18 protein-coding genes are annotated in these 16,581 nt (G+C 73.5%); 6 read left to right on the forward strand and 12 right to left on the reverse strand.

What is annotated here, in order from left to right; translation table 11 throughout:
- Positions 1 to 616: glycosyltransferase family 39 protein (locus J7E97_RS04395; RefSeq protein WP_215022471.1), on the reverse strand; the 616-nt coding region annotated here is incomplete at its 3' end.
- Positions 617 to 881: 265 nt separating this feature from the next.
- On the opposite strand from J7E97_RS04395, the gene J7E97_RS04400 reads away from it, so the two are divergent.
- The gene (locus tag J7E97_RS04400) at positions 882 to 2,594 is read left to right on the forward strand and encodes an MFS transporter (protein WP_215022472.1); all 1,713 of its coding nucleotides are present in this window, start codon (positions 882 to 884) and stop codon (positions 2,592 to 2,594) included.
- Positions 2,595 to 2,645: 51 nt separating this feature from the next.
- Here J7E97_RS04400 and J7E97_RS04405 read toward each other — a convergent pair whose 3' ends face one another.
- Positions 2,646 to 3,323, reverse strand: a complete 678-nt coding sequence (locus tag J7E97_RS04405) for a transglycosylase family protein (protein ID WP_215022474.1) — start codon at positions 3,321 to 3,323, stop codon at positions 2,646 to 2,648.
- Positions 3,324 to 3,620: 297 nt separating this feature from the next.
- On the opposite strand from J7E97_RS04405, the gene J7E97_RS04410 reads away from it, so the two are divergent.
- Together J7E97_RS04410 and J7E97_RS04415 are read left to right on the forward strand one after the other, a co-directional pair.
- Positions 3,621 to 4,415 (forward strand): hypothetical protein, encoded by a 795-nt coding sequence (locus J7E97_RS04410; RefSeq protein WP_215022476.1) that lies wholly within the window; start codon positions 3,621 to 3,623, stop codon positions 4,413 to 4,415.
- Between the two features lie 205 nt (positions 4,416 to 4,620).
- The gene (locus J7E97_RS04415) at positions 4,621 to 5,064 is read left to right on the forward strand and encodes a hypothetical protein (protein ID WP_251053811.1); all 444 of its coding nucleotides are present in this window, start codon (positions 4,621 to 4,623) and stop codon (positions 5,062 to 5,064) included.
- Between the two features lie 17 nt (positions 5,065 to 5,081).
- Here J7E97_RS04415 and der read toward each other — a convergent pair whose 3' ends face one another.
- The 5 genes from der to J7E97_RS04440 all read right to left on the reverse strand — a co-directional run bounded on the left by der (position 5,082) and on the right by J7E97_RS04440 (position 9,869).
- Complete coding sequence (der, locus tag J7E97_RS04420) at positions 5,082 to 6,542, reverse strand: ribosome biogenesis GTPase Der (RefSeq protein ID WP_215022480.1); 1,461 nt, start codon at positions 6,540 to 6,542, stop codon at positions 5,082 to 5,084.
- Positions 6,543 to 6,617: 75 nt separating this feature from the next.
- Positions 6,618 to 7,265: a 1-acyl-sn-glycerol-3-phosphate acyltransferase gene (locus J7E97_RS04425; RefSeq protein ID WP_215022482.1), complete on the reverse strand. Its 648-nt coding sequence runs from the start codon at positions 7,263 to 7,265 to the stop codon at positions 6,618 to 6,620.
- Positions 7,262 to 7,969, reverse strand: coding sequence for a (d)CMP kinase (gene cmk, locus J7E97_RS04430; protein WP_215022490.1), 708 nt, complete (start codon positions 7,967 to 7,969; stop codon positions 7,262 to 7,264). The genes J7E97_RS04425 and cmk overlap by 4 nt, the downstream gene beginning before the upstream one ends.
- Before the next feature lie 107 nt (positions 7,970 to 8,076).
- Positions 8,077 to 9,168 (reverse strand): prephenate dehydrogenase, encoded by a 1,092-nt coding sequence (locus J7E97_RS04435; protein ID WP_215022492.1) that lies wholly within the window; start codon positions 9,166 to 9,168, stop codon positions 8,077 to 8,079.
- Positions 9,169 to 9,338: 170 nt separating this feature from the next.
- Positions 9,339 to 9,869 (reverse strand): YidB family protein, encoded by a 531-nt coding sequence (locus J7E97_RS04440; RefSeq protein ID WP_374224108.1) that lies wholly within the window; start codon positions 9,867 to 9,869, stop codon positions 9,339 to 9,341.
- A gap of 98 nt (positions 9,870 to 9,967) precedes the next feature.
- On the opposite strand from J7E97_RS04440, the gene J7E97_RS04445 reads away from it, so the two are divergent.
- The 3 genes from J7E97_RS04445 to J7E97_RS04455 all read left to right on the forward strand — a co-directional run bounded on the left by J7E97_RS04445 (position 9,968) and on the right by J7E97_RS04455 (position 11,741).
- A complete protein-coding gene (locus J7E97_RS04445; protein ID WP_215022496.1) occupies positions 9,968 to 10,309 on the forward strand; it encodes a DUF952 domain-containing protein in 342 nt (113 codons plus the stop codon).
- 133 nt (positions 10,310 to 10,442) lie between these two features.
- Complete coding sequence (locus J7E97_RS04450; protein ID WP_215022498.1) at positions 10,443 to 10,928, forward strand: Rieske (2Fe-2S) protein; 486 nt, start codon at positions 10,443 to 10,445, stop codon at positions 10,926 to 10,928.
- Positions 10,929 to 11,021: 93 nt separating this feature from the next.
- The gene (locus J7E97_RS04455; RefSeq protein WP_215022500.1) at positions 11,022 to 11,741 is read left to right on the forward strand and encodes a DNA polymerase beta superfamily protein; all 720 of its coding nucleotides are present in this window, start codon (positions 11,022 to 11,024) and stop codon (positions 11,739 to 11,741) included.
- Positions 11,742 to 11,835: 94 nt separating this feature from the next.
- Here J7E97_RS04455 and J7E97_RS04460 read toward each other — a convergent pair whose 3' ends face one another.
- The 5 genes from J7E97_RS04460 to J7E97_RS04480 all read right to left on the reverse strand — a co-directional run.
- The gene (locus J7E97_RS04460) at positions 11,836 to 12,921 is read right to left on the reverse strand and encodes an ADP-ribosylglycohydrolase family protein (protein WP_215022502.1); all 1,086 of its coding nucleotides are present in this window, start codon (positions 12,919 to 12,921) and stop codon (positions 11,836 to 11,838) included.
- Positions 12,918 to 13,778 carry an NUDIX hydrolase gene (locus J7E97_RS04465; RefSeq protein ID WP_215022504.1) on the reverse strand — a complete coding sequence of 287 codons (861 nt, stop codon included), beginning with the start codon at positions 13,776 to 13,778 and terminating at the stop codon, positions 12,918 to 12,920. The genes J7E97_RS04460 and J7E97_RS04465 overlap by 4 nt, the downstream gene beginning before the upstream one ends.
- Positions 13,775 to 14,884, reverse strand: a complete 1,110-nt coding sequence (locus J7E97_RS04470) for an AAA family ATPase (protein WP_215022506.1) — start codon at positions 14,882 to 14,884, stop codon at positions 13,775 to 13,777. Before J7E97_RS04470 ends, J7E97_RS04465 begins: the two co-directional genes overlap by 4 nt.
- A complete protein-coding gene (gene pnuC / locus J7E97_RS04475) occupies positions 14,881 to 15,489 on the reverse strand; it encodes a nicotinamide riboside transporter PnuC (protein ID WP_215022508.1) in 609 nt (202 codons plus the stop codon). The genes J7E97_RS04470 and pnuC overlap by 4 nt, the downstream gene beginning before the upstream one ends.
- A 146-nt stretch (positions 15,490 to 15,635) precedes the next feature.
- Positions 15,636 to 16,581 (reverse strand): pseudouridine synthase (locus tag J7E97_RS04480; RefSeq protein ID WP_215022510.1); only part of this gene is annotated, 946 nt, incomplete at its 5' end.

The following is a 16,581-nucleotide window of genomic DNA, read 5'->3' on the forward strand; positions in this document are numbered from 1 at the left end:
CCCCCCGGCGCAGGGCCAGGGCCGCGGCCGCCCACACCGCCGCGACCACCGCGGCCCCCACCGGGCGGGTCAGCCCCGCCCCCGCCGCGAGCAGACCGGCGGTGAGCCAGCGGCCGCGCAGGGCCCCGTAGAGGCTCCAGGCGGCGAGCGCGGTGAACAACGACTCGCTGTACGCCATCGACTGCACGATCGCCACGGGCAGCGCGGCCCACAGCGCGACGGCGAGCACCCCGGCCCGGCGCCCGTACAGGAGGTCGGCGACGGCGAAGATCCCCCAGGCGGCGGCGAGCCCGGCCAGCGCCGACACCACCAGGCCGGCCGATCCGTGGCCGAGCCCGGTGGCGGCCGAGACCAGGCGCTCCAGCCAGGGCAGCAGCGGGAAGAAGGCGAGGTTGGAGTGGACGTCGCCGCTCGGCAGGACCACCTCGTACCCGTACCCCTCGGCTGCGATGCGGGCGTACCAGAGGGAGTCCCAGCGCGCCGAGAGCAGCGTGTGGGGACTGCTGCCGACCACCGCGCCCCACACCGCGAGCACCGCCAGCCCGAACAGCCGGACCGCCGCGAAGACGGCCAGGGCGGGCGCGGCCCGACGAAATCCAAGATCCTTCACGGGCATGATTATCGGTGGCGGGGCCGGGCGCGGGGGCGCGTGCCCGCGGGCGTGGGGCGCGGCGGAGGAGTTGGCGCGAATCGAGTGGCGCACACCACACTCCGGGCGGCGGCGGGATGAGAGCTTGACCACGTGTCGGACAGCCGAACTCGCGTACGCTGACCGTTCACTCGCGTGTCGACGCCGGACCCCGTAGGACGCCCGCCTGCCCCCTGTGGCTCCGAAAGACGCTGGTCCGCCGAGTGCGAGGGATCACCTGGGAGGTACATGCATGTCGGGGACGAACGTGGCCGGCGACAGGAACCCTTCCCCCTGGCAGCGACTGCGTCGGCTCGGCGGGGCCAACCGCTGGGCGGTCCTCGCGGTCCTCTGCGTCAGTCTGGTTCTCGTCGCGCTCGACGCGACGATCCTGCACGTCGCCGTCCCCTCCGTCACCGAAGACCTGCGGCCCGGCGCGATCGAGCTCCTGTGGATCGTCGACGCCTACCCGCTCGTCTGCGCCGCCCTCCTGATCCTCTTCGGCACCCTCGGCGACCGCGTCGGCCGCCGCCGCGTCCTGCTCCTCGGCTACGGGCTCTTCGGCGTGGCCTCGGCCGTCGCCGCCCTCGCCGACAACGCCCAGGTCCTCATCGGAGCCCGCGCCCTGCTCGGCGTCGGCGGCGCGATGATCATGCCGGCCACCCTTTCGATCCTGCGCCAGGTCTTCCCCGACCGGCGCGAGCGGGCACTGGCCATCGGCATCTGGACCGCCGTCGCCGCCATCGGCGCGGCGAGCGGACCGGTCCTCGGCGGATTCCTCGTCCAGCACTTCTGGTGGGGATCCGTCTTCCTCATCAACATCCCGCTGATGATCCTGCTCCTGCCGCTGGGCCGGTGGCTGCTGCCGGAGTCCCAGGGCAGTTCGGACGGGCCCTGGGACGTGCTCGGCGCGCTGATGGCCGCCACCGGCGTCCTCGGCGCCGTCCTCGGCGTCAAGCGCTTCGGCGCGGAGCGGCACCTCACCGACCTCGAGGCGCTGGTCCCGCTGGTGGCCGGGGTGGGGCTGCTGGTGCTCTTCGTGCGCCGCCAGAAGCGGCGCGCCCATCCCCTGATCGACATGCGGATGTTCTCCCGGCCGGCCTTCACGACCTCGGTGGGCTGCATCGTGCTGGCCATGCTGGCGCTGGTCGGGCTGGAGCTGATCGCCGTCCAGTACCTCCAGCTCGTGCTGCACCTGAGCCCGCTGCAGACCGGGCTGCGACTGCTGCCGCTCACCTTCGCCGCGATGGCGGCGGGCGCGACCGGCTCGTACACGCTGGCCCGGACCGGGCCGCGCCGGATGGTCTCGCTCGGCTTCGTGCTCACCGCGGGCGCGGTGCTGCTGCTGACCTTCATGGGGCAGCACGACCGGCCGGTGCTGCTGACCGTGGGCTTCGTCCTGCTCGGCTTCGGACTGCAGACCACGCTGTTCGCGGCCTACGAATCGATGCTCAGCGAGGTCCCGGCGGCCACCGCCGGCGGCGCCGCCTCGATCGGCGAGACCTCCTACCAGCTGGGCGCCGGCATGGGCATCGCGCTGCTCGGCAGCGTGATGAACGCGGCGTACGCCCCCGGGCTGACCGGGGTGCCCGGCGTCTCGGCGGCGCAGTCCGCCGACGCCGCGCACTCGCTCGGCGAGGCCTACCAGATCGCGGCGCAGCTCGGCGGACCGGCGGGGGACTCCCTGTACGCGGCCGCCCGGCACTCCTTCGTCCACGGCCTGCACGTCACGCTGGCGGTGAGCGCCGCGCTGCTCCTCGCGGGGGCGGTGATGGCCCTGAGGCTTCCGCGCGTGATGGACTGCACGGATCCCGAGGCGGAGCCGGTACGGGTCCCCGCGCAGCCGCTCCCCGAGGCGTCGGCCTCCGCGCCGGCCCGGTCCCCGCTCCACGCGCAAGCCCCCGGGACCCGCATCCCGGCGCAGTCCTCGGCCGACCCCGACCCGGCGTTCGGCCACCCGGCCTGACCCGGGGGCCGGGGGCCGGGGCGGAGGCTCGGGCCGGGCTCGGACCCGAGCTCAGGCCGGGGGCGCCGACGGGGCCGGAGTCGTGGCCGGAGCCACCGACGGGCTCGGAGCGGGCACGACCGGAGCCGGGACCGACGGGGACGGAACCGGAGGTGCCGTTGCGGCAGGGGACGGCGCCGGGAGCGACGGTGGCAGGGACAGGAGCATGCCGGCCTTGAGGGCGTCCGGGCTCGGGCCGATCACCGCCCGGTTCGCCGCGTACAGCGCCTGCCAGCCGCCGCGCACCCGGTGCAGCGCGGCGATCCCCACCAGGGTGTCCCCGCTGCGCACCACATGGGCCCGCCCCGCCAGCCCGTACCGCTTGGCGCACACCGGCCACGCCTCCCAGCCCTGGCTCCCGAGCAGGTCCTCCGCGATCCGGATCTGCTGCTCGCGCGTCGCCAGGTCCGCCCTCGGGGCGAACCGCAGCCCGCCGTGCTCCTCCCACGTCGGCTGCCAGAACTGCAGTCCCCCGTAGAAGCCGTTCCCCGTGTTCACCGCCCACCGGCCGCCGCTCTCGCAATCGGCCACGCAGTCCCACGGCCACTGACCACCCGGCCCGCAGTCCACCCCCCGGCCCGGAGACCCCGGTGCGGGCGGCGGGGGCGCCGCCACCGCCGACGCCGACGCCAGTACGAGCAGCAGCAGCGCCGCCGCGCCCACCCCGCCCGGAACCCCGAAGTTGCGCATCGCGTCACGCTACGCAGCCCCGTGGCGGCCCCCGGACCGCCACACCGGCGGGCACACCGGTGCTGCCGGAGCCCACCCGCTCGGCCCACCGGCCAAACGGCCAGCGCCGACCACCAACTGCGCACAAGCAAAAAAGAGTTGGCACCAAAACAACGCCCCGGTCGGACCGTTCACTCCTTCGGGGGTCCGGTTCGATTCCGTTCCCTCAAACGGCGTGACCCCGGCCGCCGCTCCCCCGTTGAGCCCGGCGAGCCGGGAACCCCCCGGCCCCGCACGCCTAGTCCGAGGAGCCACCCCGTGCCGCGCATGCTCGAAGTCAGTGATGAGGTACGTGCCGAGATCGGCGACGAGGAGGCCGAGCGGCTGCTCGCCGGCGACGGTTCCCCCGGCAGTTACGACTGCACGTCCTGCCGCACCCCCGGCGACTCCGAACGCGAGCAGACCAGCACCGTGCTGTTCGTCGGCGACGAAACGGCCGTCCTCGCCTTCGCCCACGCCGGCTGCATCCCCTCGCAGGTGGTCTCCGTCCCCGAGGCCGACCTCCAGGGCGCCGTCCGCTCCATCACCGGCGACAGCCCCGCCCCGGGCTCCTCCGCCGGTGACGTACCGCAGTCCGTGCCCGGCGGCCAGGCCGTCCTCGGCATCACCAGCGGCCTGATCCTGATCAACGGGGAGCTGCACCCCGCCCTGGTCGTGGAGCCGACCGCGCCCATCGCCCGGCCCGGCACCGACGGCCCCGGCGACGACTTCCTCCCGCTCCTCATCGAGCAGGGGTTCATCCCGGTCACCGACACCGACGAGCTCCCGACGGCGCTCAGCGGCTGGTCGATCCTGCTCGCCGCCGGCCAGCTGCACTCGGTGCTCCAGCCCGGCCAGATCGCCTGGTGGCAGGCGCACAAGCCGCTGTCGGTCACCGACGGCTGGCGGGCCGCCGTCAACAAGACGCAGCGCGTCCTGGTCTACGCCGCCCCGGTCGACTCCATCGGCCAGCAGCCCCGCGAGGACCTGCTCCGCGACGCCCTGGACAAGGCCGCCCGCAACGGCAAGCTGGTGGCCGCCTCCATGCCCCTGGCGGGCACCCCGGGCGCCTGAGCCCTCTCCCCCGAACCGCCGTCCCACCCCCTGCCGGGGGGCCGGGCGGCATGCGCCGGGGGTGCGCGGTCCGTCCCGCGCACCCCCGGCGATCTGCGTTTTCCGTCCGTTCACCCCGCATCCGTGGGGCGCCGGTTTCGTTGGCTGATACGTGCATTCCTACGATGTCTCCCGCGCCCCGTCCTATCCGAGCACCGTCCCCCCGATGCGCACCGCATGGGAGCTGGACAGCGCTCCGGCCGCCTCGCACACTCCGATCTACGACACGCTGTACTCGGAGTACCTGCGTGCCTTCCGGGCCCTTCCGGGCGACCGCACGGGCGAGGAGGACCTCGGCTTCACCGCGTTCTCGTACGGCGGCGCGCACACCGGATCCGCCTCGGGCGCGTACACCGGCCCGGCCACCCCCGCGTACGTCGGCGGCGTCGGCGGCGCGTACGGCGGCTCCCACGGCAGCGGCTTGAACGGTTCCTCGTGGCAGCGGGCGGACGCCTGGCAGCCCTCCTACGCCCCGCAGCCCCAGCCGCAGTACTCGTACGCGGGCGCCGGTGCCACCACGGGGACCGGATACGCGAACGGGCGGCAGCACCAGACCGGGATGCACCACATCCCGGCGGCCCTGCCGCCCGCTCCGCGCCGGGGCTACTAGCCCGGGCACACCGCCGACTACATCTTTCGCTTGTGCTGCGCGCCGCGCTTCTCGCGCACGCGGACCGAGATGTGGATCGGGGTCCCCTCGAAGCCGAACTCCTCGCGCAGGCGGCGCTCGATGAAGCGCCGGTAGCCGTGCTCCAGGAAGCCCGAGGCGAACAGCACGAACCGCGGCGGCTTGCTGCCCGCCTGCGTGCCGAACAGGATGCGCGGCTGCTTGCCGCCGCGGATCGGGTGCGGGTGACCGGCCACGACCTCGCCGAGGAAGGCGTTCAGCCGACCGGTCGGGATGCGCGTCTCCCAGCCGGCGAGCGCGGTCTCGATGGCCGGGACCAGCTTCTCCATGTGGCGGCCGGTGAGCGCCGAAACGTTCACCCGGGGTGCCCAGGCGACCTGCTGCATCTCGGTCTCGATCTCGCGCTCGAGGTAGTAGCGGCGCTCCTCGTCGAGGTCGTCCCACTTGTTGTACGCGATCACGATGGCACGCCCGGCCTCGACGGCCATGGTGATGATGCGCTGGTCCTGGACGCTGATGTTCTCGGTCGTGTCGATCAGGATGACCGCGACCTCGGCCTTCTCCACGGCCGCGGCCGTGCGCAGGGAGGCGTAGTAGTCGGCGCCCTGCTGGAGGTGGACCTTCTTGCGGATGCCCGCGGTGTCGATGAACTTCCAGGTGACGCCGCCGAGCTGGATCAGCTCGTCGACCGGGTCACGGGTGGTGCCGGCCATCTCGTTGACGACGACGCGGTCCGCCTTGGCGACCTTGTTCAGGAGGGAGGACTTGCCGACGTTCGGGCGGCCGATGAGCGCGATCCGGCGCGGTCCGCCGACGGCGGTGCCGAAGGTCTGCGCGGGCGCCTCGGGAAGGGCCTCGAGGACGGCGTCCAGCATGTCGCCGGTGCCGCGGCCGTGCAGCGAGGAGACCGGGTGCGGGTAGCCGAGGCCCAGCGACCACAGGGAGGCCGCGTCGGACTCCCCGCTCTGCCCGTCGACCTTGTTGGCGCACAGGACGACGGGCTTGCCGGCCTTGCGCAGCAGCCGCACGACGGCCTCGTCGGTGTCGGTGGCGCCGACCTTGGCGTCGACGACGAAGACGACCGCGTCGGCGGCCTCGATGGCGTACTCGGCCTGCGCGGCGACGGAGGCGTCGATGCCGAGGACGTCCTGCTCCCAGCCGCCGGTGTCGACGACCTTGAACCGGCGGCCGGCCCACTCGGCCTCGTAGGTCACGCGGTCGCGGGTGACGCCGGGCTTGTCCTCGACGACCGCCTCGCGGCGGCCGATGATCCTGTTCACCAAGGTCGACTTGCCGACGTTCGGCCGGCCTACGACGGCGAGGACGGGCAGGGGGCCGGCTCCGGCCTCCTCGAGCGCGCCTTCGACGTCCTCGATGTCGAAGCCCTCTTCCGCGGCGAGCTCCATGAACTCCGCGTACTCGGCATCGCCAAGTGCTCCGTGGTCGTGCTGGTCGTTCATGAAGTCCGTTCCTCGTCGTTCGTGGTGATCGGTGGGGCCCGCGCAGCGCGGTTCCACTACTAGGTCAAGTCTCGCTCAGCGCCCGGTGAGGCGCTTGGCATCGGCCAGGTGGGCGGTCAGCCGCTCCTGGATGCGTACGGTGGCCTGGTCCAGCGCGGTACGGGTACGGCGGCCACTGCCGTCCCCGGCGTCGAAGGCATCGCCGAAGACGATGTCGACCCTGCTCTTCAGCGGGGGCAGCGCCTTCACGACGCGGCCGCGGCGCTCGGTGCTGCCCAGTACGGCGACCGGCACGACCGGCGCCCCGGAGCGGACCGCGAAGTACGCGAGGCCCGCGCGGAGCGAGGCGAAGTCTCCTTCGCCCCGGGTGCCCTCGGGGAAGATCCCCAGGGCTCCGCCGTTCTCCAGCACGCCCAGCGCGCGGCCGATGGCGCCCCGGTCGGCGCCGGAGCGGTCCACCTTCACCTGCCCGATCCCTTCGAGGAAGGGACCGAGCGGTCCGACGTACGCCTCCTTCTTGATCAGGAAGTGCAGCGGCCGGGGGGCGGTGCCCATGACCATGGGGCCGTCTATGTTGTGCGAGTGGTTCACGGCCAGGATCACGGGGCCTGCGGCGGGGACCTTCCAGGCCCCCAGTACACGCGGCTTCCAGAGGCCGTACATGAGCCCGATGCCGATCCGCCGGCCGACCGCCGCACCCTTGAGGGAGGGCGTATCGCTCACTTGCGGCCCGCCCGCTTCTCCTCGACGAGGGTGACCACGCACTCGATGACCTGGTCCAGGCTGAGGTCGGTGGTGTCCACCTCCACCGCGTCCGCGGCCTTGGCCAGCGGGGAGGTCTTGCGGCCCGAGTCGGCGGCGTCCCGCTTGATCAGCGCTTCCTTGGTGGCCGCGAGGTCCGCGGCCTCCTTGCCCCGGAGCTCGCCGCTGCGGCGGGCCGCGCGGGCCTCGGGCGAGGCGGTGAGGAAGACCTTCAGGTCGGCGTCCGGCAGCACCGTGATGCCGATGTCGCGGCCCTCGACGAGGATCCCCTCGCCCCCGTCGGCCGCCTCGGCGGCGATCGAGCGCTGGAGCTCCGTGATGAGGACGCGCACCTCGGGCACGGCGCTCACGGCGCTGACCTTGGCGGTGACCTCCCGGGTCCGGATCGGGCCGGAGGCGTCCAGGCCGTCGACGGTGATGGTGGGGGCGAAGGGATCCGTGCCGGACACGATGACGGGCTTGCCCGCGGCGAGCGCGACGGCCTGCGGGTCATCGGTGTCGATGCCGTTGGTGATCATCCACCAGGTGATGGCCCGGTACTGGGCGCCGGTGTCCAGGTAGCGCAGCCCGAGCTTGGCGGCCACGGCCTTGGAAGTGCTGGACTTGCCCGTGCCGGAGGGACCGTCGATGGCGACGGTCACGGCGGTCGGAGCTGCGGTTTCCACGGTGCGGGCACCTTCCTGGTTGCGCGTACGTGTCCGGGCGCGCCAATAGCGCCCCCTCCTCCAGGTTACCGGGCTTTTCGCCGCCGCCCACCGGGCGAGCCGTCCGGCTACTGCTGACGCAGCGCCCAGCCCCGCTCCCGCAGCTCGGCCGCGAGGCTCGCGGCCGCCCTCGGTTCCACCATGAGCTGGACCAGGCCCGCCTGCTGCCCCGTCGCGTGCTCGATCCGGACGTCCTCGATGTTGACCCCGGCCCGGCCGGTGTCGGCGAAGATCCGCGCCAGCTCGCCCGGCTCGTCGGAGATGAACACGGCCACCGTCTCGTAGGCCGCCGGCGCCGCGCCGTGCTTGCCCGGCACCCGGATCCGGCCCGCGTTGCCGCGCCGCAGCACGTCCTCGATGCCGGCCGCCCCGCCCCGGCGCTTCTCCTCATCGGCCGACTGCAGGCCGCGCAGGGCCTCCACGGTCTCTTCGAGGTCGGCGGCGATGCCGGCCAGCACGTCGGCGACCGGTCCCGGGTTCGCCGAGAGGATCTCCACCCACATCCGGGGATCGGAGGCGGCGATCCGCGTCACGTCCCGGATGCCCTGCCCGCACAGCCGCACGGCCGTCTCGTCGGCCTCCTCCAGCCGGGCGGCGACCATGCTGGAGACCAGCTGCGGGGTGTGCGAGACGAGCGCGACCGCCCGGTCGTGCGCGTCGGCGTCCATGACCACGGGGACGGCCCGGCACAGGGCCACCAGCTCCAGCGCGAGGTTCAGCACCTCGTGGTCGGTCTCCCGGGTCGGTGTCAGCACCCAGGGCCGGCCCTCGAACAGGTCCGCCGTCGCCGCGAGCGGCCCGGACTGCTCCTTGCCCGCCATCGGGTGCGTGCCGATGTACGCCTTGGTGTCCACGCGGAGCGCGTCCAGCTCCCGCCGCGGTCCGCCCTTGACGCTGGCCACGTCCACGTAGGCGCGCGCCAGGTCCCGGCCGATCGCGTCGGCGAGCGTGGCGGCCACGTGGGCCGGCGGTACGGCGATGATCGCGAGGTCGACGCGGCCCCCTTCGTAGGCCTCGTCCGTGCCGGCGCCCAGGGCGGCGGCCGTACGGGCCTGCGCGGCATCGCGGTCGACCAGGTGGACGGTGATCCCGCGGGCGGCGAGGGCGAGCGCCGCGGAGGTGCCGATCAGTCCGGTTCCGATGACGACGGCGGTTCTCACGGGGTGCTCCAGGGGTATGTGACGGCGGTGCCTGCCTCAGGGTAGCCAGGGCCGACGGCGCGAGGGCCCGGCAGTCCGTCCGGTGGGACGGGCTGCCGGGCCCCGGCGGGGATCCCGGTCCGCTCGCGGATCCTGTGTTCCTACAGGTGCGGAACTGCGGATCCTGGTTCCTACAGCTTCTGCTGCTTGATGATGTCCTCCAGCGAGCCGCTCGGCAGCGACCCCTCGGGGGTCAGCTTGTCCACGGCCTGCGGCAGCTCCCGCGCGATCTGGTCGGCGGCGGCCTCCTGGCTGACGCCCGCCTGCTCGGCGACCTTGGCCAGGGTGTCGTTCGGAAGGGCCTCGGCGATCTGCGCGCCGCTGACCGCCTGGTTGTCGCCCTTGCCGACCCAGGACTGGGCCTGGTCGGCCAGACCCGACTTGGTCAGCATCTCCATCAGGCCGCCGAGCGGGTTGTTCCCGGCGCCTCCGGCCGCCTGGGCGCCACCGCCGCCGCCCATGAGCGCGCCGAGCAGGGAGCCGAGGATGTTGCCGCCGCCGACCTGTCCGCCACCGCCCTGTCCGCCGCTGCCTCCGAGGAGGCCGCCGAGAAGGGAGCCGAGGTCGTTACCCGCCATGGTGCTGCCTTTCGCAGAGGGACCGGGTCCGCGGAAGTCCGGGGACCCGGCTTGAAGACCTTGTAGACCTTGAATACGTCGCATGCATCGAATACACGGACAATGTCGCCCGAGCCGGGCGCGTCCGCCACTTGGCGCAGACCGTCCGGCGGCCGCGCCGGGGCGGTCGGCATGATCGGGGCATGATCTTCCACCTGGTACCGCTCGCCGACTGGACCGCCGGGCCCGAGCGCCCGTACGCCCCGCCCTCGCTCGACTCCGAGGGATTCGTGCACTGTTCGGCGGACCCCGGGACGGCGCTCGCGATCGCCTCCTCGCACTACGGCGGCGTACGGGGGACCCTGCTCGCCCTGGAGCTCGACGAACTCGCCCTGACCTCCGAGGTCCGCCGGGAGGGTGAAACCGGGGCCCGGTACCCCCATGTCCACGGACCGCTGAACCGGGAGGCCGTGACCCGCGTGTGGGAGGTCGTACGCGCTCCCGGCGCACCGGCCAGGCTGATTCCGTGGCGGCCGGAGAGCTGAGCGAAGGTGTGGCGGGGTTCTCCTGAGCCCCGCCACACGTCAGGATGCCTAGGGCTGTGGCCGGAAAGGTTCACCGGGTCGCGATGCCCGGCACAGCACTAGCGCCATCCCGGCGATCACCCGAGGAGAAGTCATGAGCGACCCCACACGCACCGCCCGGCGCACCGTACTGGCGGCCGGCGCGAGCGCCCTGGCGGGCGGTGCGCTCACCGCGTGCGGTTCGTCCGACGACGCGCCGAAGTCCAAGGCGGAGGGCGGCAGCTCGTCCTCGCCGCAGAACGCCGGGTCCCCGGCGGTGGCCGCACCGGCCTCGTCCTCGGCCCCGAAGGCGAAGGCCCTGCTCAAGGCCGCGGACGTGCCCGTCGGCGGCGGCACGGTCCTCAAGGACGAGAAGCTGGTGGTCACCCAGCCCTCGGCCGGCTCCTTCCGCTGCTTCACTGCGGTGTGCACGCACCAGGGCTGTGTCGTGAACAAGGTGGCCGCCGGCACCATCGACTGCCCGTGCCACGGCAGCAAGTTCAACGTCGCGGACGGCGCGGTGGCCCACGGCCCGGCCACCAAACCGCTGGCGGAGAAGAAGATCACCGTCTCCCCGGCGGGCGACATCTCGCTCGCCTAACGGTGGCCCCCGCCTGCCCGGTGCCGTGACCGGGAAGGTTGACCGGGCACGACGCCCGGCAAACCTTCCCGGCCACGGCACTAGTCTCGTGGGATGAACGACAAGCCGACGCCCGAGCCGCTCGAACTCTCCCTGGTCAAGGACCACACGGTCTACGCCTGTGTGATGGGTTCGAGGGCGTTCGGCCTGGCGACGGAGGCGAGCGACACCGACCGGCGCGGTGTCTACCTCGCCCCGACCCCGCTCTTCTGGCGCTTCGAGAAGCCGCCGACCCACGTGGACGGGCCGCGGGACGAGGAGTTCTCCTGGGAGCTGGAACGCTTCTGCGAGCTCGCCCTGAAGGCCAACCCGAACATCCTGGAGTGCCTGCACTCCCCCCTCGTGGAAGAGCTCACGCCGGTCGGTGAGGAACTCCTCTCCCTGCGCGGGGCGTTCCTCTCCCGCCGGGCCCACAACTCCTTCAGCCGGTACGCGGTCGCCCAGCGCGGCAAACTCCTCGGCGACCTCCGCAACCACGGGGCTCCGCGCTGGAAGCACGCCATGCACCTGCTGCGCCTGCTCCTGTCCTGCCGCGACCTGCTGCGCACGGGCCGCCTCGTGATCGACGCGGCCCCCTACCGCGACCGCCTCCTCACCGTCCGCCGCGGCGAGCTCACCTGGGACGAGGTCGACGCCTGGATGACCCGCCTGAGCGAGGAGACCGAAGCCGCCCTCGCCACGACCCCGCTCCCCGAAGCCCCGGACCTGCGCCGCGTGGAGGACTTCCTCCTCCGCACCCGCCACGCCTCGGCGCTGGCCCGCCCCCTCCCGTAGCGGCGTGGGCGCACGACACCGTCGCGAAGAGCAGCGGGGCGGGCTGTTCCTCGACGACGGGGGTCAGGTCGATGCTCAGGGCGTCCAGCAGGGCTCACGCGTCCCAGAGGGTGCCGAAGGCCAGGAGTTCGTCGCGGTACTCGATGCGGCCCTCCCAGTCGCGGGGCCAGACGTCCGCGCCGAGGTGGGCGCCCGCGAAGGCGCCGGCCAGGCAGGCGATGGAGTCGGAGTCGCCCTGGGTGCAGGCGGCCCGGCGCAGGGCGAGGAGCGGTTCCTCCGGGAAGAGCAGGAAGCACTGGAGGGCGGTGGCCAGGGCCTCCTCGGCGATCCAGCCGTCGCCCGTCGTCAGGCAGGGATCCGTCTCCGGGGAGGGCGAGCGCAGGGCAGAGGCCAGGCGGTCCAGGACGCCCAGGCATTCGTCCCAGCCGCGGGCCATGAAGGACTCGGGCGTGGCATCGCAGGCCGTGCGCATCCACAGGTCGCCGAGCCAGCGCTCGTGGTAACGAGTGCGGTTCTCCAGTGCGTAGGAGCGCAGCAGGCCGACCAGCCCGGTCGGCTCGGTGCCCCGCGCCAGCAGGAACACGGCCCGCGCCGTGAGGTCCGAGGCGGCCAGCGCGGTGGGGTGGCCGTGGGTGAGGGCGGACTGGAGCTGGGCCGCGCCGGCCCGCTCCTCCTCCGTCCAGCCCGGTACCAGCCCGGCCGGCACCACCCGCATGTTGGCGCCGCAGCCCTTGGAACCGATCTGGCTGGCGTCGCGCCAGTCCAGGGCGGGCTGGTCCAGGAGCCGGCAGGCCTTCAGGCAGGTGTTGCCGGGCGCCCGGTTGTTCTCCGGGGAGTGGTACCAGGCGACGAACTCCTCCCGGACGGGGCCGGCGAGGGCCGTCGGATCCACCCGGCCGCCGGCCGCGGCGGTCCGTATGCCGCGCGCGAAGGCCAGCGTCATCTGGGTGTCGTCGGTGACGATCGCCGGGCGGGGCAGCGCCATGGACCGCCAGGGGCCGGTCTTGGAGAGGATCCCGGGTACGTCGTTGAACTCGGTCGGGAAGCCGAGCGCGTCGCCCAGTGCCAGGCCGATCAGGGCGCCCGTCGCCGCGCGCTTCGCGGTCCTGCCCGCGGCCGCGGCCGTGCGCGGGTCCTTGCCCGGGTCCTCGCCCAGGTCCGTCCGGGTGTGCGTGGTCATCGCGTAGGTCCTTCCGAGGGGCGCAGCAGGGGCGGGTGCAGGGTGGTGGCCGGGCCGGGCCGGTAGAGCGCGGCCGGTTTGCCGCGGCCGCCGGTCAGGCGGGCGGCTCCGGGTACGGCTTCCACGAAGCCGGGTGTGGCCAGGACCTTGCGGCGGAAGTTGGGGCGGTCCAGGACGGTGTCCCAGACGGTCTCGTAGACGCTCTGGAGCTCGCCCAGCGTGAACTGGGGCGGGCAGAAGGCGGTGGCGAGACAGCTGTACTCGAGCTTCGAGCCCACCCGGGACCGGGCGTCGGCCAGGATCTGCCCGTGGTCGAAGGCCAGACCGGAGCCGGGCTCGGAGCCCGGCCCGGAGGTCGGCTCGGAGCCCGGCCCGGAGGTCGGCCCGGAGCCCGGCCCGGAGGTCGGCCCGGAGCCCGGCCCGGGGGCCGGCCCGGGGGTCGGCCCCGACACCTCCCCCACCGGCACCCAGCGGGCCCGGTCCGCGTCTCCTCCGCCGCCGGCCGCCGGTTCCGGCAGGTCGGGGACGAGTGCGGTGAAGGCCACCGAGACGACCCGCATCCGGGGGTCGCGGTCCGGTTCGCTGTAGGTGCGCAGTTGGTCCAGGCGCAGGGCGGCGACCACCTCCGCCGACAGGCCGGTCTCCTCGGCCAGTTCGCGCCGGGCCGCGGTCTCCGCGGATTCCCGGGGCAGCACGAAGCCGCCGGGGAGCGCCCAGGCCCCCGCGTACGGCGGCCGGCCGCGCCGGATCAGCAGCACGTGCAGGGCGGCGTCGCGGACGGTGAAGACCGCGAGGTCGACGGCCACGGCGAACGGCTCGAAGGCGTGCGGGTCGTAGCCGCTCGCGGCGTCGCTCATCGGCTCCGCGCCCTCTCCCGCTCCGGCAGCGGATCCGCGAAGTACCAGCCTTCGGCGAGGAGTTCGTCGACGGCCCGCGCCGCCACCGCCAGCCGGGCCTCCCGGTCCCCGCGCACCACCAGGAAGCGTCTCCCGGTCCGCTCCAGCTCCTCCCGGAACCGCCCGGTCATCCACGGCCTCAGCTGCGGTCCGTCGCGCAGCCCGTCGTCCTCGAAGGGCACGTCCGCGTCGTCGGTGAGCAGGTACAGGTCCCGCCGTCTCCCGGCGGCGATCCGCTCGACCTCCTCGCTGCGCCCGCCCATGTACCGCTCGTGCCAGATCCCGGTGGCGAAGGAGTCGGTGTCGCAGAAGAGGACCGGCGATCCCAGCCGGGCAGCCCGTTCCTCCTGCGCGTCCTGGCGCCGCGCGATCACCGGGAACTCCGCCGAGGTGAAGCTCACGTCGGCCCAGGTCGCCGCCGGGTCCGCCGCGCGGGCCGCCGCCAGCCGCTCCTCGCTGTACTGCCGGCCGTACTCGGCGACCCAGCCCGTCTTCGCCCAGACCCCGCCGCGCCCGCGCCAGTGCGCCGCCAGGGCCCGGGACAGCGTCGTCGTCCCGGTGGACTCGGCGCCGAGCACGACGATCCGCCGGGTCAGCGCGGCCCGTACGGCCGGCCCCAGGTACTCCCAGTTCCCGGCGGGGTCGGCCCGTACGGCCGTCCCCGACACCGGGAAGAGGATCCGGTCCCGGTCCACGCAGACCTCCTCGGCGCCGAACCTCCGCGCGAGCTCGCTCCCGTACTCCTCCGAGGTGAAGACGGCGTCGACCCGCCGGTCCACCGCGCGCCGGAAGATCGCCATGTGCGCTTCCCAGACCGCCGGGTCGTGCAGGTCGACCGGGATGTCGTCGACCGCGCCGACGACGTCGGCCCCCGGGTGCGCCTCGCGCATCCAGGCGACGCGGTCGGCCAGCGGCACGGACTCCACCGAGGCCGCGCAGACGAGTACGGTCAGCCGCTCGCACTGGTCCTGGGCGGTGCGCACCAGGTGGTGGTGGCCGGCGTGCGGCGGGTAGAACTTGCCGAGCACCAGGCCGTGCCCGTACCTCGCCCCTCCCCGGCGCGTCATGCCATCGCCCTCAGCGCCTCGTGGGCGCCGCGCGCCGGGAGCGCCCGGCGCCAGCCGATCAGTCCGGCCACGCACAGGGCGAGGAAGACCACGTAGAGCAGGGAGGTCAGGTACAACCCCTTGTAGACGTAGAGCGGGATGTACACGAGGTCGGCGGCGATCCACAGCCACCAGGATTCGACGAGCTTGCGGCACTGGCCGTACGTGGCCATGAGCGAGAGCCCGGTCGTCAGCGCGTCCCAGAACGGGACGGTCGAGTCGGTGACCCGGCCCAGCAAGAGCGTGAGACCGAGCACCACCACCGCCCCCGCCGCGGCCAGGGCGGCCCATTCGGCGGCCTTCGTGCGGCGCACCGGCAGGGCCTCGGCGGTTCCTGGTCCACCCCCGTGGGTCCAGGACCACCAGCCGTACGCGGCGAGGGCGATGAAGACGATCTGCAGCCCGGCGTCGGCGTAGAGGCCGGCCTGGGCGAAGAGCACGATGAAGAAGACGTTGTTGGCGATGCCGATCGGCCAATTCGCGATGTGCTGCCGGGCGACCAGCCAGACGCACAGTGCCCCCGTGACGAAACCCAGGATCTCGGTCCAGCTCGTCTGCCACCCCATGACGGCAACCCCCACTCTCTTTATAGTCAGGTTGACTATAAAGAAGATCGGGGTCCGGCACAACCGAAAAACCCGCGGCGCCCGAAGGCACCGCGGGTTCTGGAGGCCTTGCCCGGACCGGGGCCGGGCCGGGCCCTGCGGAGGTCCTACAGACCGACCTCGCGCATGAGCATGCCGACCTCGGTGTTGGTCAGGCGGCGCAGCCAGCCGGACTTCTGGTCGCCCAGCTCGATCGGGCCGAAGGAGGTCCGTACGAGCTTCTCGACCGGGAAGCCGGCCTCGGACAGCATCCGGCGGACGATGTGCTTGCGGCCCTCGTGGAGGGTCACCTCGACCAGGTAGTTCTTGCCCAGCTGGTCGACGACGCGGAAGTGGTCGGCGCGGGCGTACCCGTCCTCCAGCTCGATGCCGTCCTTGAGGCGCTTGCCGATGTCGCGCGGCAGCGGACCGGTGATCGCGGCGACGTAGGTCTTCTTCACGCCGTACTTCGGGTGCGTGAGGCGGTGGGCCAGCTCACCGTGGTTGGTGAGCAGGATGATGCCCTCGGTCTCCGTGTCGAGCCGGCCGACGTGGAAGAGACGCGTCTCACGGTTGGTGACGTAGTCGCCGAGGCACTGGCGGCCGTCCGGGTCCTCCATGGTGGAGACGACGCCGGCCGGCTTGTTCAGCGCGAAGAAGAGGTACGACTGGGTGGCGACGGTCAGGCCGTCCACCTTGATCTCGTCCGACGGCTTCACGCGCTTGCCCTGCTCGAGCACGATCTCGCCGTTGACCTCGACGCGGGCCTGCTCGATGAGCTCCTCGCACGCACGGCGCGAACCCATGCCGGCACGGGCGAGCACCTTCTGCAGGCGCTCACCCTCCTCCTCGGCGCCCGGGAAGGTCTTCGGGGTCTTGATCACGGGCTTGTCGGCGTACCGGTCGCGCACGCGCTCCTCGATCCGCGCCTCCAGCTCGCGCGGCTTGGACTGGCCGCTGCGACTGCCCGGGCCGATGCGCGGGCCGCCCGCGCCGCCGATGCCGGGGGTCCTGGAGGTCTTGGGGCCGCCCTTGGCGCCACCGCGGGCCGCCGCGCCGCGCGCACCGCCACCG

Origin of the sequence: Streptomyces sp. ISL-66 (assembly GCF_018614135.1) — a bacterium.
Lineage (GTDB): Bacteria > Actinomycetota > Actinomycetes > Streptomycetales > Streptomycetaceae > Streptomyces.